This window comes from Rhodococcus sp. DMF-1 (assembly GCF_021441945.1).
Taxonomy (GTDB): Bacteria; Actinomycetota; Actinomycetes; order Mycobacteriales; family Mycobacteriaceae; genus Rhodococcus; species Rhodococcus ruber.
Genome location: NZ_CP090442.1, coordinates 1,365,097 through 1,383,517 on the forward strand (window position 1 = coordinate 1,365,097; position 18,421 = coordinate 1,383,517).

The 18,421-nt window shown below is 71.4% G+C and carries 13 protein-coding genes; 4 read left to right on the plus strand and 9 right to left on the minus strand.

Annotation, left to right across the window (positions count from 1 at the left end):
• Positions 1–46: 46 nt before the first annotated feature.
• Positions 47–1,579, plus strand: a complete 1,533-nt coding sequence (locus LZP97_RS06360) for an MDR family MFS transporter (RefSeq protein WP_010592578.1) — start codon at positions 47–49, stop codon at positions 1,577–1,579.
• On the opposite strand, the gene LZP97_RS06365 is transcribed toward LZP97_RS06360, so the two are convergent.
• Positions 1,580–2,419 carry an ABC transporter permease gene (locus LZP97_RS06365; RefSeq protein WP_048772843.1) on the minus strand — a complete coding sequence of 280 codons (840 nt, stop codon included), beginning with the start codon at positions 2,417–2,419 and terminating at the stop codon, positions 1,580–1,582.
• A complete protein-coding gene (locus LZP97_RS06370) occupies positions 2,416–3,390 on the minus strand; it encodes a daunorubicin resistance protein DrrA family ABC transporter ATP-binding protein (protein ID WP_010592576.1) in 975 nt (324 codons plus the stop codon). Before LZP97_RS06370 ends, LZP97_RS06365 begins: the two co-directional genes overlap by 4 nt.
• 285 nt (positions 3,391–3,675) lie before the next feature.
• Between LZP97_RS06370 and dxs the strand changes: the two genes are divergently transcribed.
• Positions 3,676–5,649 carry a 1-deoxy-D-xylulose-5-phosphate synthase gene (gene dxs, locus LZP97_RS06375; protein WP_017681362.1) on the plus strand — a complete coding sequence of 658 codons (1,974 nt, stop codon included), beginning with the start codon at positions 3,676–3,678 and terminating at the stop codon, positions 5,647–5,649.
• A gap of 49 nt (positions 5,650–5,698) precedes the next feature.
• Here dxs and LZP97_RS06380 read toward each other — a convergent pair whose 3' ends face one another.
• The 7 genes from LZP97_RS06380 to LZP97_RS06410 form a co-directional block, all read right to left on the minus strand.
• Positions 5,699–7,138, minus strand: a complete 1,440-nt coding sequence (locus LZP97_RS06380) for a sugar porter family MFS transporter (protein WP_010592574.1) — start codon at positions 7,136–7,138, stop codon at positions 5,699–5,701.
• Between the two features lie 139 nt (positions 7,139–7,277).
• A complete protein-coding gene (locus tag LZP97_RS06385; RefSeq protein ID WP_010592573.1) occupies positions 7,278–9,383 on the minus strand; it encodes a 3-hydroxyacyl-CoA dehydrogenase NAD-binding domain-containing protein in 2,106 nt (701 codons plus the stop codon).
• Between the two features lie 2 nt (positions 9,384–9,385).
• Positions 9,386–10,594 (minus strand): thiolase family protein, encoded by a 1,209-nt coding sequence (locus LZP97_RS06390; RefSeq protein WP_010592572.1) that lies wholly within the window; start codon positions 10,592–10,594, stop codon positions 9,386–9,388.
• A gap of 355 nt (positions 10,595–10,949) precedes the next feature.
• On the minus strand, positions 10,950–12,188 hold the full coding sequence (locus tag LZP97_RS06395) for an HRDC domain-containing protein (RefSeq protein WP_010592571.1): 1,239 nt from the start codon (positions 12,186–12,188) through the stop codon (positions 10,950–10,952).
• Positions 12,189–12,288: 100 nt separating this feature from the next.
• Positions 12,289–13,665: a WS/DGAT/MGAT family O-acyltransferase gene (locus tag LZP97_RS06400; protein ID WP_048772846.1), complete on the minus strand. Its 1,377-nt coding sequence runs from the start codon at positions 13,663–13,665 to the stop codon at positions 12,289–12,291.
• Positions 13,666–13,771: 106 nt separating this feature from the next.
• Entirely contained in the window at positions 13,772–15,184 is a 1,413-nt protein-coding gene (locus LZP97_RS06405; RefSeq protein ID WP_010592569.1) for a WS/DGAT/MGAT family O-acyltransferase, read from the minus strand.
• A gap of 91 nt (positions 15,185–15,275) precedes the next feature.
• On the minus strand, positions 15,276–15,851 hold the full coding sequence (locus LZP97_RS06410) for a DUF3000 domain-containing protein (RefSeq protein WP_048772851.1): 576 nt from the start codon (positions 15,849–15,851) through the stop codon (positions 15,276–15,278).
• 116 nt (positions 15,852–15,967) lie between these two features.
• Between LZP97_RS06410 and hemE the strand changes: the two genes are divergently transcribed.
• Both hemE and LZP97_RS06420 read left to right on the plus strand, forming a co-directional pair.
• Entirely contained in the window at positions 15,968–17,065 is a 1,098-nt protein-coding gene (hemE, locus tag LZP97_RS06415; protein WP_010592567.1) for a uroporphyrinogen decarboxylase, read from the plus strand.
• Positions 17,062–18,420, plus strand: coding sequence for a protoporphyrinogen oxidase (locus LZP97_RS06420; RefSeq protein ID WP_040271156.1), 1,359 nt, complete (start codon positions 17,062–17,064; stop codon positions 18,418–18,420). Before hemE ends, LZP97_RS06420 begins: the two co-directional genes overlap by 4 nt.
• The last annotated feature ends 1 nt before the right edge of the window (position 18,421 follow it).

The following is an 18,421-nucleotide window of genomic DNA, read 5'->3' on the forward strand; positions in this document are numbered from 1 at the left end:
CAGTCCCCCCTCCTCGATGAGCGCCCCGGGCGCCGCCGAAACCACCATGACGCACCGCGAGATCCTCGAGGCTCTCGCGGGGCTGCTCGCCGCCCTCTTCACGGCGCTGCTGAGCAGCACCATCGTGGCGGTTGCGCTCCCCACGATCATCGCGGACCTGAACGGATCCCAGACCCAGTTCGCGTGGATCATCACCACCGCCCTGCTCGCCAACGCGGCCTCGACGCCGATCTGGGGCAAGCTCGCGGACCTGTTCAACAAGAAGCTGCTGGTCCAGACGGCGATCCTCATCTTCGTGGCAGGCTCGATCGTTGCCGGCCTCGCCACCAACGTGCCCGTCCTGCTCGCCGCCCGCGTGATCCAGGGCATCGGGATGGGCGGCCTCACCGCGCTCGTCGTCGCGGTCATCGGCAGCATCATCCCGCCCCGCGAACGCGGCCGGTACTCCGGTTACATGGGCGCGGTGATGGCCGTGTCCATGTCGGGCGGGCCGATCCTCGGCGGCGTCATCGTCGACAGCCCGCTCGGCTGGCGCTGGTGCTTCTTCATCTCCATCCCGATCGCCGTCGCCGCCATGGCGCTGCTGCAGCGCACCCTGCACATCGTGACCGAACGCAAGCAGGACGTGAGCATCGACTGGCTCGGCGCCACGCTGCTGACGGCCGGTGTCAGCGTCCTGCTGATCTGGGTGTCCTTCGCGGGCAAGGCCGGCTACTACGGGTGGCTGTCGTGGGAGACCCTCGCGTACGTCGGCGTCGGTGTCGGACTGCTCGCCGCCACCGTCGTCGTCGAGTCCAAGGTCGCCGACCCGATCATCCCGCTGAAGATCGTCACCGAGCGCACCACCGCACTCGCGATCATCGCGTCGGTCGCCGTCGGCGTCGGGATGTTCGGCGCCACCGCCTTCCTCGGCCAGTACTTCCAGACGGCCCGCGGCTACAGCCCGACGGCCGCCGGCCTGCTCACCATCCCCATGGTGTTCGGCTCGCTCGTGGCCTCGGTGGTCTCCGGTCAGCTCATCACGCGCTTCGGCCGGTGGAAGCCGTTCCTGGTGCTCGGCGCGGTCCTGCAGGTGGTCGGCTTCGGTCTGCTCGGCTTCCTCGACCACGCCACCCCGATGTGGCTGATCGGTGTGTACATCGCGATCGTCGGCCTCGGCACGGGCATGCTCATGCAGAACCTCGTGCTCGCCGTGCAGAACACCGTCAGTGTCCGCAACATCGGAGCCGCGAGCAGCTCAGTCGCGTTCTTCCGCACCTTCGGCGGAGCGATCGGGGTGTCCGTGCTCGGATCGATCCTCGCCACCCGGGTGACCACGCTGTCCGCGGACGGCTTCGCCGCCCTCGGCATCGACACCGGCTCGGCCGGCGGTGGCGGCAACCTCGACCTCGCGGCCCTGCCCGAGCCGGTCGCGGAGATCATCCGTCACGCCTACGGCGACGCCACCGGGTTGCTGTTCCTCGTCGCCGCGATCATCGCGCTGGTCACCGTCGCCGCGGTCGTGTTCATCCCGAACCGTCCCCTGCGGAAGACCATCGACATCGTCACCGAGGAGCAGCCCGCCGCGGCGGGGCGCTGATCAGGACCGGCGGTTGTACAACCACATCGTCGCCGGGCCGAACAGCACCACCAGCGCCGCGCACCACCCGAACACCATCGCGAGGTGCGCGGCGTCCGGCGTACCCGCCGTCAGGTCCCGGACGGCTGTGACGAGGCGGCTGATGGGATTGACCGTCACGAAGCCCTGCAGCCAGCTCGGCATCGTCGCGGGATCGACGAACACGTTCGACGCGAAGGTGAGCGGGAACAGGATGGTCATCGACACACCCATGACCGCCTGCTCGGTGCGCAGCAGCATCGCCAGCATCGTCCACACCCACGAGAGACTGAACGCGAACAGCAGCACGAGCGCCACCGCCGCGGCCGCGCCGACCGGACCGCCCGCCGGCCGGAACCCGAGCACGATCCCGAGCGTCAGCACGATCACCGACGCCAGCGTGTAACGGGCGAGATCGCCGAACAAGGCGCCGACGAGCGGTGCGGGCCGCCACACCGGCATGGACCGGAACCGGTCGAACACCCCCTTCTCGATGTCGCGGTTGAGCGTCATGCCCGTGTACATCGTGATGGTGCACACCGTCTGGACCAGGATCCCGGGGATGAGGAACTGCACGTACGCATCGGTCGATCCGGCCAGCGCACCGCCGAACAGGAACGTGAACAGCAGCGTGAACATCAGCGGGAACACGGTCACGTCGAACAGCTGCTCGGGAACGTGCTTGATCCGCAGCAGCGCCCGCCACCCGAACGACAGCGACGCGGCGAACGCGGACGCCGGAGTCGGGGGCGGTCCGGCGACGTGCAGGACGTCCACGACGGCGGCGGTCGTGCCTGCCCGTCGGTCGGCGGTCGAGGTCACGATGCGATCTCCTCGTCTTCGTCGGGAACTTCCGTGGGATGGCCGGTGAGGGCGAGGAAGACCTCGTCGAGGCTCGGCTGCCCGAGGGCGAACGTCGTGACCCCGATGTCCGCGGTGTCGAGGGCGGTCAGAGCCGCCGCCGCGGCCCGTGGATCGTCCACCCGCGCGGTCAGCGCCGCCGGGTCGGAGCCGGCCGTCACCGCCATCCCCAGCGCCGCGCCCAGCACGGCCGCCGCATCGTCCCGGCGCGCAGGATCGACCACCCGCACGTGCAGCGAACCGGACCCGACGGACGCCTTGAGTTCGCCCGGGGTGCCCTCGGCGATCACCCGGCCCCGGTCGATGACCGCGACCCGATCGGCGAGCTGGTCCGCCTCGTCGAGGTACTGCGTCGTCAGCAGCACCGTCGTCCCGGCGGACACCAGGGCTCGCACGATCTCCCACACCTGGTTCCGGCTCCGCGGGTCGAGTCCCGTCGTCGGCTCGTCCAGGAAGATCAGTTCGGGTGCGACGATGAGGCTCGCGGCGATGTCGAGACGCCGCCGCATACCTCCGGAGTACAGCTTCACCTGACGGCCCGCGGCCGCTTCCAGGTCGAACGCGGCCAGCAGCTGTCCGGCCCGGGACCGGGCACCCGCCCTGGAGAATCCCAGCAGCCGCGCGAGCAGCACCAGGTTCTCGGAACCGGTCAGATCCTCGTCGAGCGAGGCGAACTGACCGGTGAGCGAGACCCGGCGGCGAACCCGCTCGGGTTCGAGGCGCACGTCGTGCCCGAGGACGGTCGCGGTGCCGCCGTCCGGTGCAAGCAGTGTCGCGAGCATCCGGATCGTGGTCGTCTTCCCGGCGCCGTTCGGGCCGAGCACGCCGTAGACGCCGCCGGCGGGCACGGCGAGGTCGATGCCGTCCACGGCGGTGTCCGCGCCGAAACGTTTGATCAAGCCCGAGGTCTCGATGGCCAGTGCAGGGGGCATGGCTCCAGCCTTGCCCACGGTGCCGGGCGCGGCAATCGGTTTTGTCGGATTCGACCGGCCCGCCGTGGCCGCGGGTGGTGCCCACCCCCGGCGACGAGGGATCCCGCAACCGGCCCCGTCGGAAGGGTGTGCAGCATCACAGCACCGGCATAATGAGGTGAGGGACACGGTGTGAGACGGACCGGCGGCGCGACGTGACGAGTCGGCCACCCCCGACGCTCCGTAGACTGGGTGGAACCGCCCGCGCGGAAACGTGCGGGACCGAGCCGGAGGGAGCAATACCAGTTGGGTGTCCTGTCCCGCATCGAGTCGCCCGAGGACCTGCGCCGGCTCAGCCAACCCGAGATCCGGGAACTCGCCGAGGAGATCCGGCGGTTCCTGGTGGAGAAGGTGGCGGCGACCGGGGGACACCTCGGCCCCAACCTCGGCGTCGTCGAACTGACCATCGCACTGCACCGGGTGTTCGACTCACCCCACGACCCGATCATCTTCGACACCGGCCATCAGGCCTACGTCCACAAGATCCTGACCGGCCGCAAGGACGGCTTCGACACGCTGCGCAAGCAGGGCGGCCTGTCGGGATATCCCTGTCGCGCCGAAAGCGAGCACGACTGGATCGAGTCCTCGCACGCCTCGGCGGCCCTGTCCTACGCCGACGGCCTCGCCAAGGCCTACGAGCTGTCGGACCAGCAGGACCGGACCGTGGTCGCCGTGGTCGGCGACGGCGCGCTCACCGGCGGAATGTGCTGGGAGGCGCTGAACAACATCGCAGCCGGACGGGACCGCCCGCTCGTGATCGTCGTCAACGACAACGGCCGCTCCTACGCGCCCACGATCGGGGGACTCGCCGAGCACCTCGCGGCGCTGCGGCTGCAACCCGGCTACGAGCGGGTCCTCGACAACGGCCGCCGCTTCGTGAAGCGGCTGCCGTGGATCGGGGCGGCCGCGTACTCCGTGCTGCACGGGATGAAGGTCGGTATCAAGGACGCGGTCAGCCCGCAGGTGCTGTTCACCGATCTCGGCCTGAAGTACCTCGGGCCGGTCGACGGGCACGACGAGGCCGCGCTCGAGGCGGCCTTCCGGCGGGCCAAGTCGTTCGGCGGGCCGGTGATCGTGCACGCCGTCACCCGCAAGGGCGCCGGGTACGCACCGGCCGAGAACCACGTCGCCGATCAGATGCACGCCACCGGTGTCATCGACCCGGTCACCGGCCGCGCCACGGCGGCAGCGTCGGCACCGGACTGGACGTCGGTGTTCTCCGACGAACTGCTCGTGCAGGGCGGCCGCCGCCAGGACGTCGTGGCGATCACCGCCGCGATGCCGGGACCCACGGGCCTGTCGGCCTTCGGCGAACGCTACCCCGACCGGATGTTCGACGTCGGCATCGCCGAACAGCACGCCGTCACCTCCGCCGCGGGCCTCGCGCTCGGCGGGATGCACCCCGTGGTCGCGGTGTACTCGACGTTCCTCAACCGTGCCTTCGACCAGCTGCTGATGGACGTGGCGCTGCTGAAACTCCCCGTGACCGTCGTGCTCGACCGGGCGGGCATCACCGGCGCCGACGGCGCCAGTCACAACGGCATGTGGGACTTCTCCCTGCTCGGTGTGATCCCGGGGATCCGGGTGGCGTCGCCACGCGACGGCGCAACCCTGCGCGAGGAGTTCGGCGAGGCGCTCGCCGTCGCGGACGGCCCGACCGTACTCCGGTTCCCGAAGGGGGCGGTCGGTCCCGACATTCCCGCGGTCGAGCGCATCGACGGCACCGTCGACGTGCTGCGGATGCCGTCCGGGCGCCGCGGTGACGTGCTGATCGTCGCGGTCGGAGCGTTCGCCGGCCTGGCCCTCGACGCGGCGGAGCGACTCGAGCAGCACGGCCTCACCGCCGCCGTCGTCGACCCGCGCTGGGTGCTGCCCGTGCCGGCGGCCCTCGCCCGACTGGCGCGGGACTTCCGGCTCGTCGTCACCGTGGAGGACGGCGGCATGCACGGCGGCGTCGGTTCGGCGGTCTCGTCGGCACTGCGCTCGTCCGGCGTGGACGTTCCCACGCGCGAACTCGGTGTGCCGCAACGGTTCCTGGATCACGCATCGCGGGAGCAGATCCACCGCGAGCTGGGTCTGACCGCGCAGGACGTCGCACGTCAGGTCACCGGTTGGGTGGTCGGGCTCGGCGCCGCCCAGAAGACAGAGCCGGCCGTGGACGGATCGGCCGGCGAGGAGTCCGCGGGCGACGTCGTCGTCCGCCGGGACCCCGGCCGCTGAGTGCTGCTGTCGGCGGGCCGACCGCACCTGCGGTCGGCCCGCCGATCGTTCAGCCGGCTTCCTCGAGCGTCCGTCCGCGGGTTTCGGGCACGAACTTGATCACCACCAGCAGCGACAGCGCGGCCATCGCCGCGTAGCCGGCGTAGGTGAACGACAGGTTCCAGTCGGCCAGCGCGGGGAATGTCGCAGACACGAGGAAGTTGGCGATCCAGTTGGACGCGGTCGCGATGCCGACGGCGACGGCGCGCACCCGGTTCGGGAACATCTCGCTGATGAGGACCCATACGACCGGCCCCCACGACAGGGCGAAGAAGAACACGAAGGCGTTGGCCGCGAGCAGGGCGATCATCCCGTAGGTGTCGGACAGCGTAGCGACCTTCTCCCCGTCCTCGTCGACGACGAACGTCGCCGAGTGGAAGCACACCGCCGCGGTGCCCAGCGAGAGCGCCATGCCCACCGAACCGACCAGCAGCAGCGGCTTGCGTCCGATCTTGTCGATCACGGCGATGGCCACGAAGGTGCCGACGATGTTGACCAGCGCGCTGACGACGCTGATGAGCAGGGACCGATCCTCACCGAACCCGACTGCCTGCCACAGCGTCGACGAGTAGTAGAAGATCACGTTGATGCCGACGAACTGCTGCAGCGCGGCCAGGGCGATACCGACGTAGACGAGTGTGGCGACGCCGAAGCGCCGGGTGAACACGTCCCGCACGCCGGGCCGCGCCGCCTCGAGATGCAGGGTCTCGCGGATGGTGGCGATGCGCTCGGCGACCGCCACCTGGTCGCCGCCCTCGACCGCCGAGACGATCCGCCGCGCCGCGTCCTCCCGGCCGATCCGCACGAGGAATCGCGGCGACTCCGGGATGGGGAAGGTCAGCAGCAGATACAAGCCGGCGGGAACGACCTCCAGCGCCAGCATCCACTGCCAGGCCTGGATGCCGAGCAGGTTCTCGCCGGCCCCACCCGCGGCCGCGGCCAGCGCATAGTTGACGAGCTGGGAAATCGCGATACCCAGGACGATGGCGAGCTGGTACATCGAGCCGAGGCGGCCGCGCACCGCGGCGGGCGAGATCTCGGCGATGTAGGCCGGCGCGATGACGGAGGCGAAGCCGACGCCGACACCGCCGACGGTGCGCCAGAACGTCAGGTCGTAGATGCTGAAGGGGAACGCCGACCCGAGGGCGCTGATCATGAACAGGATCGCGGCGATCTGCATGACCCGGATCCGGCCCAGCCGGTCGGCGACGCTGCCCGCGATCCACGCGCCCAGCGCCGCGCCGACCAGTGTCAGCGACACCGACAATCCGATCGCGCCGGCACCGACCTCGTAGCGCTCACGGATGGCTCCGACGGCGCCGTTGATGACGGCGGTGTCGTACCCGAACAGGAATCCGCCGAGTGCGGCCGCGGCGGCGAACAGCACCGCCCGGGTCACCGTGTGCTGCTGTTCGAGCCTCGAATGGGGGAGGTGGGAACTGTCGGTCACAGGCTGGACGGTACGCCTGACGGTGCACCGAGGGGGCCGCTTCGGCGGGCACCGTGGCCGGGGCGATATGCACCGAGGGCGGCCCGCGGTCCGCAGCGGAGTGCGCGGACCGCGGGCCGCCCCGACGAGCAACCGGACGTCAGACGCTCGCCACTCCCGGTGCGAGGAAGCGTGCGCCGTTGACGGCCTCCGAGGTGCCGGTGCGATCCAGGTACGGCGTGATGCCCCCGTTCCAGAATCCGAAGCCGCCACCGAGGATCAGGCACAGGTCGATGTCTTCGGGGGCGGCGACGACGCCCTCCTCGAGCATGATCCGGATCTCCTCCGCGAACGCGCGGCGGGTCCGCTCGAGCACCTCCTCGGCGGTGGAGGGCCTGTCGCCCTGCGGCCAGAGCGCGGCGACGTCCGGGTCGACGACCTGCTTGCCGTCGACGTACGTCCACACCCCGGGCTTGCGGGCCTCGACGAGTGCCTCGAGGCCCGGGGAGGAGACAAAGCGCTCGGGGTAGGCGGCCTGCAGGGTCTCGCCGGTGTGCAGCGCGACGGCCGGGCCGACGAGCGCGAGCAGGGTGAACGGGCTCATGGGCATGCCGAGCGCGCCGACGGCGTTGTCCGCCACCTCGAACGGGGTGCCCTCGTCCACGGCGGTCATGACCTCGCCGAGGGTGCGGGTGACGAGGCGGTTGAACACGAATCCCGGCTTGTCCGCGCACAGTACGGCCGACTTCTTCAGTGCCCTGGCGGTGGCGAAGGCCGTGGCCAGGGTCGCGTCGTCCGTCTGCGCGCCCTTGATGATCTCGAGCAACGGGAGCACGGCGACGGGGTTGAAGAAGTGGAAGCCGACTACGCGCTCGGGGTGCTTCAGATCCGCAGCCATCTCCGTGATCGACAGCGACGAGGTGTTGGTCGCGAGAATCGTCTCGGGCGAGAGGTGCTGCTCGAGATCGGCGAACACCTGCTTCTTGACGTCCATGTTCTCGAACACGGCCTCGATGACGAAGTCGGTGTCCGCGAACGCGGCCTTGTCCAGCGAGCCGGACACCAGCGCCTTGAGGCGGTTCGCCGCGTCGGGCGAGAGCCGGCCCTTGCCCTGCAGCTTGTCGATCTCGGTGTGGACGTAGCCGACGCCTTTGTCGATGCGCTCCTGGTCGATGTCGGTGAGGATCACCGGCACCTTCAGCTGCCGGACGAACAGCAGCGCCAGCTGGCTGGCCATCAGGCCCGCGCCGACGATGCCGACGCCGGTGACCTTGCGGGCCAGTGACTTGTCCGGGGCCCCCGCGGGACGTTTGGCGCGCTTGTTGACCAGGTCGAACGCGTACAGTCCGGCTCGCAGTTCGTCGGACATGAGCAGGTCCGCCAGCGCCTCGTCCTCGGCGGCGAAGCCGGCCGACAGCGACTGCGGGTCACCGATGTCGGTGTTGCGGGCGAGATCGAGCAGCTCGATCGCCCGGGTGGGGGCGGGCGCGAAGCCGCGAGTCTTCGCCGCGACGAGCGCCTTCGCCCGCTCGAGGGCGCTGTCCCAGCCTGCGCCGCGGTCGATCTCGGGGCGGGCGGGGGTGATCTGCCCTGCGAGTACCTTCGCGGCCCAGGCCAAGGACTGCTCGAGGAAATCCGCCGATCCGAACACCGCGTCGGCGAGGCCGATCTGCTCGGCCTGCTTCGCACGGATCACTTTGCCGTTGTCGAGCGGGTTCTGGAGGATCAGGGTGACGGCCGCGTCGGGTCCGATCAGATTCGGCAGCAGCTGCGTGCCGCCCCAGCCGGGAACCAGGCCGAGCATGGTCTCGGGCAGACCGAGCGCGGGCACGTTGTCGGCGTAGGTGCGGTAGTGGCAGTGCAGCCCGACCTCGAGGCCGCCGCCGAGCGCGAGCCCGTTGACGAACGCGAAGGTCGGGACGGCCGACTCGCGCAGCCGCCGGAAGACCCGGTGGCCGAGCCGGCCGAGTTCGATGCCCTGCTCGCGGGTGGTGATCGCGGGCACGCCCTTGAGATCGGCACCCGCGGCAAAGATGAACGGCTTGCCGGTGACGGCGACGGCGGCAGGATCGGCGGCGAACGCCTCGTCGAGCGCGGCGTCGAATGCGGCGAGGCCGGCAGGGCCGAACGAGTTCGGCTTGGTGTGGTCGAACCCGTTGTCCAGCGTGATCAGCGCGACGGGACCGTCGATGCCGGGCACCCGGAGGATCTTGGTGTAGGCGTTCGTGACGACCTCGTCGGCGAACAGGGACGAAAGCTCGCTCATGACTACTTGTCTCCCTCGAAGTTGGGGTTCTCCCAGATCACGGTGCCGCCCATGCCGAGGCCGATGCACATCGTGGTCAGGCCGTAACGCACCTCGGGGTGCTGCGCGAACTGCCGGGAGAGCTGGGTCATCAGACGCACGCCGGACGAGGCGAGCGGGTGGCCGCAGGCGATGGCACCGCCCCACTGGTTGACTCGCGGGTCGTCGTCGTCGATGCCGAAGTGCTCGAGGAAGGCGAGGACCTGCACGGCGAAGGCTTCGTTGATCTCGAACAGACCGATGTCGTCGATGGTCAGACCGGTGCGGGCCAGGACCTTCTCGGTCGCCGGCACCGGGCCGATGCCCATCACGGCCGGATCGACACCCTGGAAGGCGAACCCGACCATGCGCATCCCGATCTGCAGGCCGAGTTCGCGGGCGGTGTCCTCGCCGGCGAGGATGCAGGCCGTCGCGCCGTCGTTGAGGCCGGCGGCATTGCCGGCGGTGATGCGGCCGGCGGGACGGAACGGGGTCTTGAGCGTCGCGAGATCCTCGAGCGTGGTGCCCGGACGCGGCGGCTCGTCCTCGGTGGCCAGGCCCCATCCGCTCGCGGACCGCGTCGCGACGGGTACGAGGGTGTCGGCGAGGTGGCCGGCCTTCTTCGCGGCGTCGTACTTGTTCTGGCTGGCGACGGCGTAGGCGTCGGTACGGGCCTTGGTGATGCCGGGGAAGCGGTCGTGCAGGTTCTCCGCGGTGTTGCCCATCACCAGGGCGCTGGGATCGACGAGCTTGTCGGCGAGGAAGCGGGGATTCGGATCGGCGCCCTCGCCCATCGGGTGGCGGCCCATGTGCTCGACGCCGCCGGCGACGACGACGTCGTACTGGCCGAAGCCGATCCCGGAGGCGGTGGTGGTGACCGCGGTCATCGCGCCCGCGCACATCCGGTCGATCGCGAAGCCCGGCACGGTCTCGGGCAGGCCGGCGAGGATCGCGGAGGTGCGGCCGATGGTCAGGCCCTGATCGCCGGTCTGGGTGGTTGCGGCGACGGCGACCTCGTCGATGCGCGCGGGGTCGAGCTGAGGGTTGCGGCGCAGCAGTTCCCTGATGGTCTTGACGACGAGGTCGTCGGCGCGGGTCTCCGCGTAGATGCCCTTCGGGCCCGCCTTCCCGAACGGGGTGCGTACGCCGTCGACGAAGACGACAGTGCGTTGAGTTGTGGTGGTTGACGCCACGCGTATTCCTCCCGATGGAGCGATGCTCGCCGCCGTGGGCGAGGCCAGGGTTCCGGGAACATCCGGCGACGGGAGCCCGGACGCCGGCGTGTTACCGACCGGTAACTTACCACCCGTGTCCGGGGTGGCGGGAGGGGTGCGCCGCGGGCTGCCGTTCCGGCGGCGCGGCCGACGGCCGTGGACGGTCGTGACCGGCGATCCTGCCCGTGGCAGTTCTCGTCGCCGGCTTCGGACGGCTGCAGCACCGGCGCGAGCGCGCTCGGGGGCACCGGCGAGCGCGCGCTCGGGCACGAGGCGGACGGTGACGATCGCGGCGCGCCGAGCTCGACCGTCGCGAAGGAGGGGATCCGGGGGGTCAGTCCGCGGACAGCGCCTTCGCCAGCCGCGGCACCGTCAGTTCCCGCTGCCAGGGCCGTGCCCCGTCGGCGGCGAACCGTTCCTCGATGTACGCGACCACGTCCGCATCCGCCGGCACCTGCCACTCCCAGCACAGCCGGCGCACCATTTCGGGGCCGACCAGATTCTCCACCGGCACCTGCACCTGCTCGCTCAGCTCGGCGAGCGCGGACCGGGCCGCGGTGAGCCGCGCCGCGGCTTCGGGGTCGTGCCGGGCCCAGCGGTTGGCCGGCGGCGGGCCGGTGAACGGCTGCGTGACGGGGGGCAGGTCCGATTTCGGCAGTGCCCGGGCCCGCTCGATCGCGCCCAGCCATATCCGCGACGACCGGCGCTGACGGGGGCCTCCGAACACCGGCAGGGCGCGCAGTTCCTCGACCGTGCGGGGCGCGGCCTCCGCGGCGGCGACGATCGCCGAGTCCGGCAGTACCCGTCCGGGTGCGATATCGCGCCGCGCCGCGAGTTCGTCTCGCGCAGTCCACAACTCGCGCACGATCGCGAGCCGCCGCGAATCCTTGAGGGTGTGGATCCGGGAGGTGCGGCGCCAGCGGTCGGGTTTGGGGGCGGGGGGCCCGGCGCGACGGATGTGCTCGAACTCCTGCGCGGCCCACTCCGACTTGCCCTGCCGCTCGAGCTCGTCCGCCATCGCGTCCCGGAGCTCGACGAGGATCTCGACATCGAGTGCCGCGTAGTTCAGCCAGGCGTCGGGAAGCGGCCGGGTGGACCAGTCCGCAGCCCCGTGCCCCTTGCGCAGTTCGAAACCGAGGGTGCGTTCGACGATGGCGGCCAGCCCCACTCGATCGAAGCCGGCCAGCCGTCCGGCCAGCTCGGTGTCGTAGAGCACCGCAGGTCGCAGCCCCAGCTCGTCGAGGCCGGGCAGGTCCTGGTCGGCGGAGTGCAGCACCCACTCGAGATCGTTGATCGCCGAGGCGAGCGGGGCGAGCGCCCCGGCCGTCGGGATCGGGTCGAGCAGTACCGTGCCGGCGCCGGCCCGTCGCAGTTGCACCAGGTAGGCCCGCGCGGAGTACCGGAAACCCGAGGCGCGTTCCGCGTCGACGGCGAGTGGTCCCCGGCCCGCGGCGAGTGCTTCCGCGGCCGCGGCCACTCCGGCAGCCGTGGTGACGACCTCGGGGACCCCGTCCCGCGGGGTCAGCAACGGGACCGCTGCCCGCGCGGGCTCGTGCTCGTTGGCTACCGACATGCTTCGTGACTCTATCCGGGTGGCGGAAACGGGGGCGTCGACCCGGTCAACCGCGCGGTCCCCACGTCGATTCCCGGCGTGACGAAAGGCACAGGGCGGATCATCGGCTCGTTTCGAGTTCCTCGAGCGCCGCGGGGAAACCGTCGACGAGCGACCAGAGGTCGGGAACCAGTTCGGGGCACGCGAGTACGCCCACATCGAGCGCGCCGTCCAGCGACATCACGGTGACGTTGAGTCCGACACCGTGGAAGACCGGCCCCAGCGGATACATGCCCCGGATCCGTGCGCCGAGAAAGTACAGGGGCGCGGCGGGACCCGGCACGTTCGACACCACCAGGTTGTGCACGACGGGGTGGCGTTCCGCCAGCCGCAGCGACGCGTACATGCGCATCGCGGTGCCGAACACCGCCGGTGCCATGAACTGCGTCCAGTCCTGCAGCAGGCTCGCACCCAGTGCCGAATTGTGTTCTTTGGCGCACGCGTTCGCATCGGCGATTGCGTGCAGTCGCTCGATCGGATCCGTGATGTGGGTGTGCAGGCTCGCGAACATCGGCGAGACCTGATTGCGCCCGGGCCGGTCCGACGTGCCGCGCACCGACACCGGGACCATGCCGATCAGTGGGGAGTCGGGAAGTTCGTCGCGCTCGGTGAGGTAGCGGCGCAGCGCCCCGGCGCACACCGCCATGACGACGTCGTTGACCTTCACGCCGTGCGCGTCCTTCACCGCCTTGACCCGGTCCAGGTCGAATTGCGTGAACCCGACACTGCGGTGACCGGTGATGGTGCCGTTGAAGGACGTGCGCGGAGCGGTGAACGGCGCCGGCATGGCCTCGCCCCTGCGGGCCCGGCTGATCCACCGGGGCAGCAGTTCCACGGTCTTGGGCAGCGCCCGCACCAGACCCAAGGGGCGGGTGGCGACGTTGAACAGGCCGCCGAGGGCGATCTCGAGCGCCGACCCCCCGCCGGCACCGTCGGCGACCGGATCGGGCCGCGGTGCATCGGGTTCGAGACTGCACAGCTGTGCCACGAGTTCGGCGCCGGTGACGCCGTCCGCGCCCGCGTGGTGGATCTTCGTCATGACGGCGACCGACCCGTCCTCGAGACCCTCGATCACGGTCATTTCCCACAGGGGCCGGGAGCGGTCGAGCGGCTGCGCAGCGATGTGCCCGCACAGTTCCGCGAGTTCCTCCCGGCGCCCGGGCGCCGGGACCGCGACCCGGTGCAGGTGCCGGTCGAGGTCGAAGTCCGGATCGTCCACCCACACCGGATGGTCGAGATTGAACGGGCTGTCGGCGATCTTCTGCCGGAACAACGGTACGGCCGGAAGGCGGACGGCGAGTCCGGCGCGGAGCGTCTCGAAGCGGTATCCGTCCGGAATCGTGGTCGGGTCGAGGACGATCAGTCCGCACACGTGCAGCAGCTGCGTCGGCGTCTCGAGGTACAGGAATCCGGCGTCGAGGCCGCTGAGTCGATGCATGCCCTCATGGTAGAACGAGTTCTAGAATCTGCACGGGAACGATCGCTCCACGTGCGCGAACCCACCCCGGCCGGCGTTCTCCGGGTGTCCGCAGCCGCGGCGGCAGTCAGCCCGGCGTGGCGAGCGGGGCCGGCGGCGTGCCGGGAAGCCGGTCGGCCAGCTCCGCGAGCGCGGCCGGGAAACCGCCGGCCAGCTGCCACAGGTCCGGTAGCAGGTCCGGGCACGACTGCAGACCGAAGTGCAGGCCGCCGTCGAGCGACAGGACGGTGATGTTCAGGCCTGCGCCGTGGTAGATCGGCCCGAACGGGTAGAGCGCGGTGATCCGCGCGCCCAGGTAGTACAGCGTGTCCTTCGGCCCGGGGATATCGGAGACGACGAGGTTGTTGAGCACGGGGAGCACGTCGGGCAGTCGCAGCGCCGAATACAGCCGCAGCACCGCACCGAACGCCGCTCCCGGGGTCACCTGGCCCCAGCTGCCGAGCAGATCCGGGTCGAACGTGGCCTGATGCGCCTTCGCCGCGGTCTGGTCCGCCGCCACGGCATGCAGCCGCACCACCGGGTCGGCGATCTCGGTGTGCAGCCGCCCCATCAGTACCGAGATCTGGTTGCCGGCGTCGCCCCGGGCGCGTCCGTGCACCGAGACCGGGACGGCCGCCAACAGGGGAGAGGCCGGCAGCTCACGGCGGGCGGCGAGATACCGGCGCAGAACCGAGGAACACAGCGCGAGCACGACGTCGTTGACGGTGACGCCGAACGCCCGCTTGACCGCCTTCACGGCCGTGAAATCCAGCGTCACGAATGCGACGTTGCGGCGGCCGGTCACGCGGCGGTTGAACGACGTCCGCGGGGCCGTGAGCGGAACCGCCATCGCCTCGCCCCGCCGGGCCCGGCCCACCCAACCGGGCACCAGCGCCGCGCTGGACCGTACCGCCCGGGCCAGGTGCAGCGGACGCGCGGCGAGATCGGCGATGCCGCCCGCGGCGACGCTCAGGCGGTTGCCCCCGCCGACGCCGGGCGACTCGGGTTGCGGGGGCGGCGCCCCCGGTTCGAGGTCACACAACTGCGCCAGCAGGGTCGCTCCGGCGAGGCCGTCCACCACGGCGTGGTGGATGCGTGTCAGCACCGCGACCGAGCCGTCGGCCAGCCCCTCGAACACCGCGGTCTCCCACAGTGGCCCGGACCGGTCGAACCGCTGCGCGAAGCGCTGCCCGCAGAGCACCGCCAGTTCGGCGGCGGTACCCGGCGGTGGCACGGTGAACCGGCGCAAATGCCGGCCGACGTCGAAACCCGGGTCGTCCACCCACGCGGGGTGGCCGGGATTGAACCGGGAATCGACCACTCGCCGGCGCAGCAGCGGCACTGCCGCGACCCGCGCCGCCAGGTCGGATCCCAGCCGTTCGAAGGAGTAGCCCCCCGGCACGGTGGAGACGTCGAGCAGGGCGAGGCCACCGATCTGTACCGGCTGCCCGGGTGTGTCGGTGTAGAGAAGCGCGGCGTCGAGCCCGCTGAGCCGCCGCATGCCTCGATCATAGGACCGCGACGTGCCCCGTACACCCGTTCCGGCCCGTCGGGAACCCGGGCGCCGGCGGCGACGATTCCGTGCCGACGATTCAGGGCTGAAGCTGCGTCACGCCCGCCGGGGGCAGGCCCGCCGCGTACGCGAGCACCTCGCAGAACGCCTCCACGTGCGGGCCGAGTTCACCGGACTGCGCGGTCCACGAGGCCCGCAGCTCGAGCTGATGCGCTCGGGTCGGGCCGGCGATGTCACCGAAGCGCACCGAACTCGTCGACGTCACGGTGCCGCCGAGCGCCGTCAGCGGCTCGCCGTGCGCGTCGAGGGCATCGACCAGCCAGCTCCAGGCCACCTCCGGAAGCAGGGGATCGGCAGCCAGCGAGGCGTCCACGTCCGCCTGGATGTAGGCGACGAGCCGCATGGTGCCGTTCCAGGCCTCGTCGCCGTCCGGATCGTGCAGCAGGATCAGCCTGCCGAACGCGTCGCCCTCCGACTGCTCGGGCACCAGATCGGTGTCCGGATGAAGCACCTCCGCGCCCAGCGCGTAGCTGTACGGAGCCAGCCGCTGCGGCGGCCGGATCGGACCCACCTCGATTTCCGGCCGCACGGTGGCCGCGTTCATCGAGTCGATGGCCGCGCGGAACTGAGCCGGCTCGGCGGGCGAGGTGGTCACGACTGCGGACGTTAGACCGGGTGACCGGGGCCACGCGGGAGGCGCGCCGATTCCGGAGGGGTGGCCGGACGTGGCAGCATGGGCGGCGACCCGTGCCCCTGGACGAACGAGGATCGATGACCGGCCTGGAGAACACGAACGTCGGCTCCACCCCGCGTGTGGAGTACCCGACGCGGCGCCAGCTCCCGCAGGCGCCCCTGCTCGCCGCCGCGCGGGGACTCGAGCCGGCACACCGGCCCGTGTGGTTCATGCGACAGGCCGGTCGCTCGCTTCCCGAGTACCGGGAGATCCGGGCGAACATCGGCATGCTCGAGTCCTGCTTCGATCCCGAGCTGGTGTGCGAGATCACCCTGCAGCCGGTGCGCCGTCATCGCGTCGATGCTGCGATCCTGTTCTCGGACATCGTAGTTCCGCTCAAGGCCGCGGGGATCGACCTCGACATCGTGGCCGGGACCGGACCGGTGATCGCCGACCCCGTGCGCACCGCGGCGGACGTGGCGAAGCTGCCGATCCTCGAGCACGACGAGGTCGGTGCCGTCGCACGGGCGGTCGGGCTGCTCACCCGCGAGCTCGGCGACGTCCCGCTCATCGGTTTCGCCGGGGCGCCGTTCACCCTCGCCTCCTACCTCGTCGAGGGCGGTCCCAGCCGCAACCACGAGCGCACCAAGGCCCTCATGCACGCCGAGCCGCGCACGTGGCACGCCCTCCTGGGGCGGCTCGCCGACATCACGATCGCGTTCCTGCAGGCCCAGCTGCACGCCGGCGTCGACGCGGTCCAGCTGTTCGACTCGTGGGCGGGCGCGCTGTCGCTGGCCGACTACCGCGAGTTCGTGCTGCCCCACTCGGAACGGGTGTTCGCCGAGGTCGAATCCGCCGGCGTGCCGCGCATCCACTTCGGCGTCGGCACCGGCGAGCTGCTCGGCGCGATGGGTGAGGCCGGCGCCGACGTGGTCGGCGTGGACTGGCGGGTGCCGCTGGACGTCGCCGCCACCCGGGTGGGGGCCGGAAAGGCCTTGCAGGGCAACCTCGATCCCGCGATCCTGTTCGCCGGACCCGACGTCGTCCAGGCAGAGGTGCGGCGCATCGTCGCCGAGGGGGACCGCGCCCGCGCCGCGGGAGCCACCGGGCACATCTTCAACCTCGGGCACGGTGTCCTCCCGGACACCGACCCGGACGTCCTCACCGCGGTCGTCGACCTGGTGCACTCGTTGTGAGCGGTACGCCGAGCGTCGCCGTCGTCGGGGGCGGCATCACCGGGCTCGTCGCGGCGTACCGGCTCCGTCGCCTGCTCGGCGCGCACGCCCGGATCGTCCTGCTCGAGGGCGCCGATCGGCTCGGCGGAAAGCTGCACACGGTGCCGCTCGCCGGCGATCCGGTCGACGTGGGAGCGGAAGCGTTCATCGGTCGCCGCCCCGAGGTCCCGGCGCTGCTCGCGGAGCTGGGCCTGAGCGACCGGATCGTCCACCCGTCCGGGGCCCGGCCGCTGATCTACGCCGGCGCCGCGCTGCACCCGCTGCCCGGCGGCACCCTGATGGGGATCCCCGCCGACGCCGGGGCGCTCACCGGTCTCGTCGACACCGAGACCCTTGCGCGAATCGCCGCCGAGCCCACCGTTCCGCTGCACTGGGACCGCACCCGCGACGTCTCGGTGGCCGACCTGGTGACCGCCCGGTTCGGCGAGCAGGTGGTGCGCCGCTCCGTCGACCCCCTCCTCGGCGGCGTCTACTCCGGGCTCTCGGACACCGCAGGCGTGCGGGCCACCCTGCCGGCTCTGGCCGCAGCCCTCGACGCGGGGGCCCCGAGCCTGAGCGAGGCGGTCGTCCGAGCCCTGCCCGAGCCCTCGGACACACCCGTGTTCGGCACCCTGCGCGACGGCTACGGCACGTTGCTCGACGCGCTCGAGAAGGCGGCCGACGCCGAGATCCGGCACGTCACCGCGAGCGGACTGCGCCGCAGCGGCGGCCGCTGGGACCTCGACCCGATCGGGCCCGTGGACGGCGTCGTCCTCGCGGTGCCCGCCGACCGCGCCGCCGAACTGCTCGCCGACGCCGTCCCGGCGGCAGCCGCCCAGGCGGCCCGGATCCCGCTCGCATCGTCGGCGGTGGTCGCGCTGGCACTGCCGGACGGTGCCGCACTGCCGCAGAACTCGGGGATCCTCGTGGCCACCGGCGAGGATCTGTCCGCCAAGGCGTTCACCCTGTCGAGCCGCAAGTGGCCCCACCTGGCCGGGCGCGACGTCGCGCTGGCCCGCGCATCGTTCGGCCGCTACGGCGAGGCCGCGATCGTCGACGCACTCGACGACGAGCTGATCGCCCGCGCGCGCATCGACCTCGCCACCGTCACCGGTGTCACCGACGAGCCCGTGGCCGCGTTCGTCCAGCGCTGGCACGGGGGCCTGCCGCAGTACCGGGCCGGGCACCTCGACATCGTCGCGGCGCTCGAGGACGCGGTCGCCGCCGTCGACGGCCTCGAGGTCGCCGGCGCGATGCTCCACGGCGTGGGTGTGCCGGCATGTGTCGCATCAGGCACGACGGCCGCGACGCGCCTGGCAACCCGAGTGGCAGGATGAG

Bases quoted from the DNA above. Each gene is read 5' to 3' on its own strand.
- LZP97_RS06370 (WP_010592576.1), bottom strand. From the start codon at position 3,390: ATGCCCCCTGCACTGGCCATCGAGACCTCGGGCTTGATCAAACGTTTC.
- LZP97_RS06360 (WP_010592578.1), top strand. From the start codon at position 47: ATGACGCACCGCGAGATCCTCGAGGCTCTCGCGGGGCTGCTCGCCGCC.
- LZP97_RS06395 (WP_010592571.1), bottom strand. From the start codon at position 12,188: ATGTCGGTAGCCAACGAGCACGAGCCCGCGCGGGCAGCGGTCCCGTTG.
- LZP97_RS06400 (WP_048772846.1), bottom strand. From the start codon at position 13,665: ATGCATCGACTCAGCGGCCTCGACGCCGGATTCCTGTACCTCGAGACG.
- hemE (WP_010592567.1), top strand. From the start codon at position 15,968: ATGACCGGCCTGGAGAACACGAACGTCGGCTCCACCCCGCGTGTGGAG.
- LZP97_RS06405 (WP_010592569.1), bottom strand. From the start codon at position 15,184: ATGCGGCGGCTCAGCGGGCTCGACGCCGCGCTTCTCTACACCGACACA.
- LZP97_RS06385 (WP_010592573.1), bottom strand. From the start codon at position 9,383: ATGAGCGAGCTTTCGTCCCTGTTCGCCGACGAGGTCGTCACGAACGCC.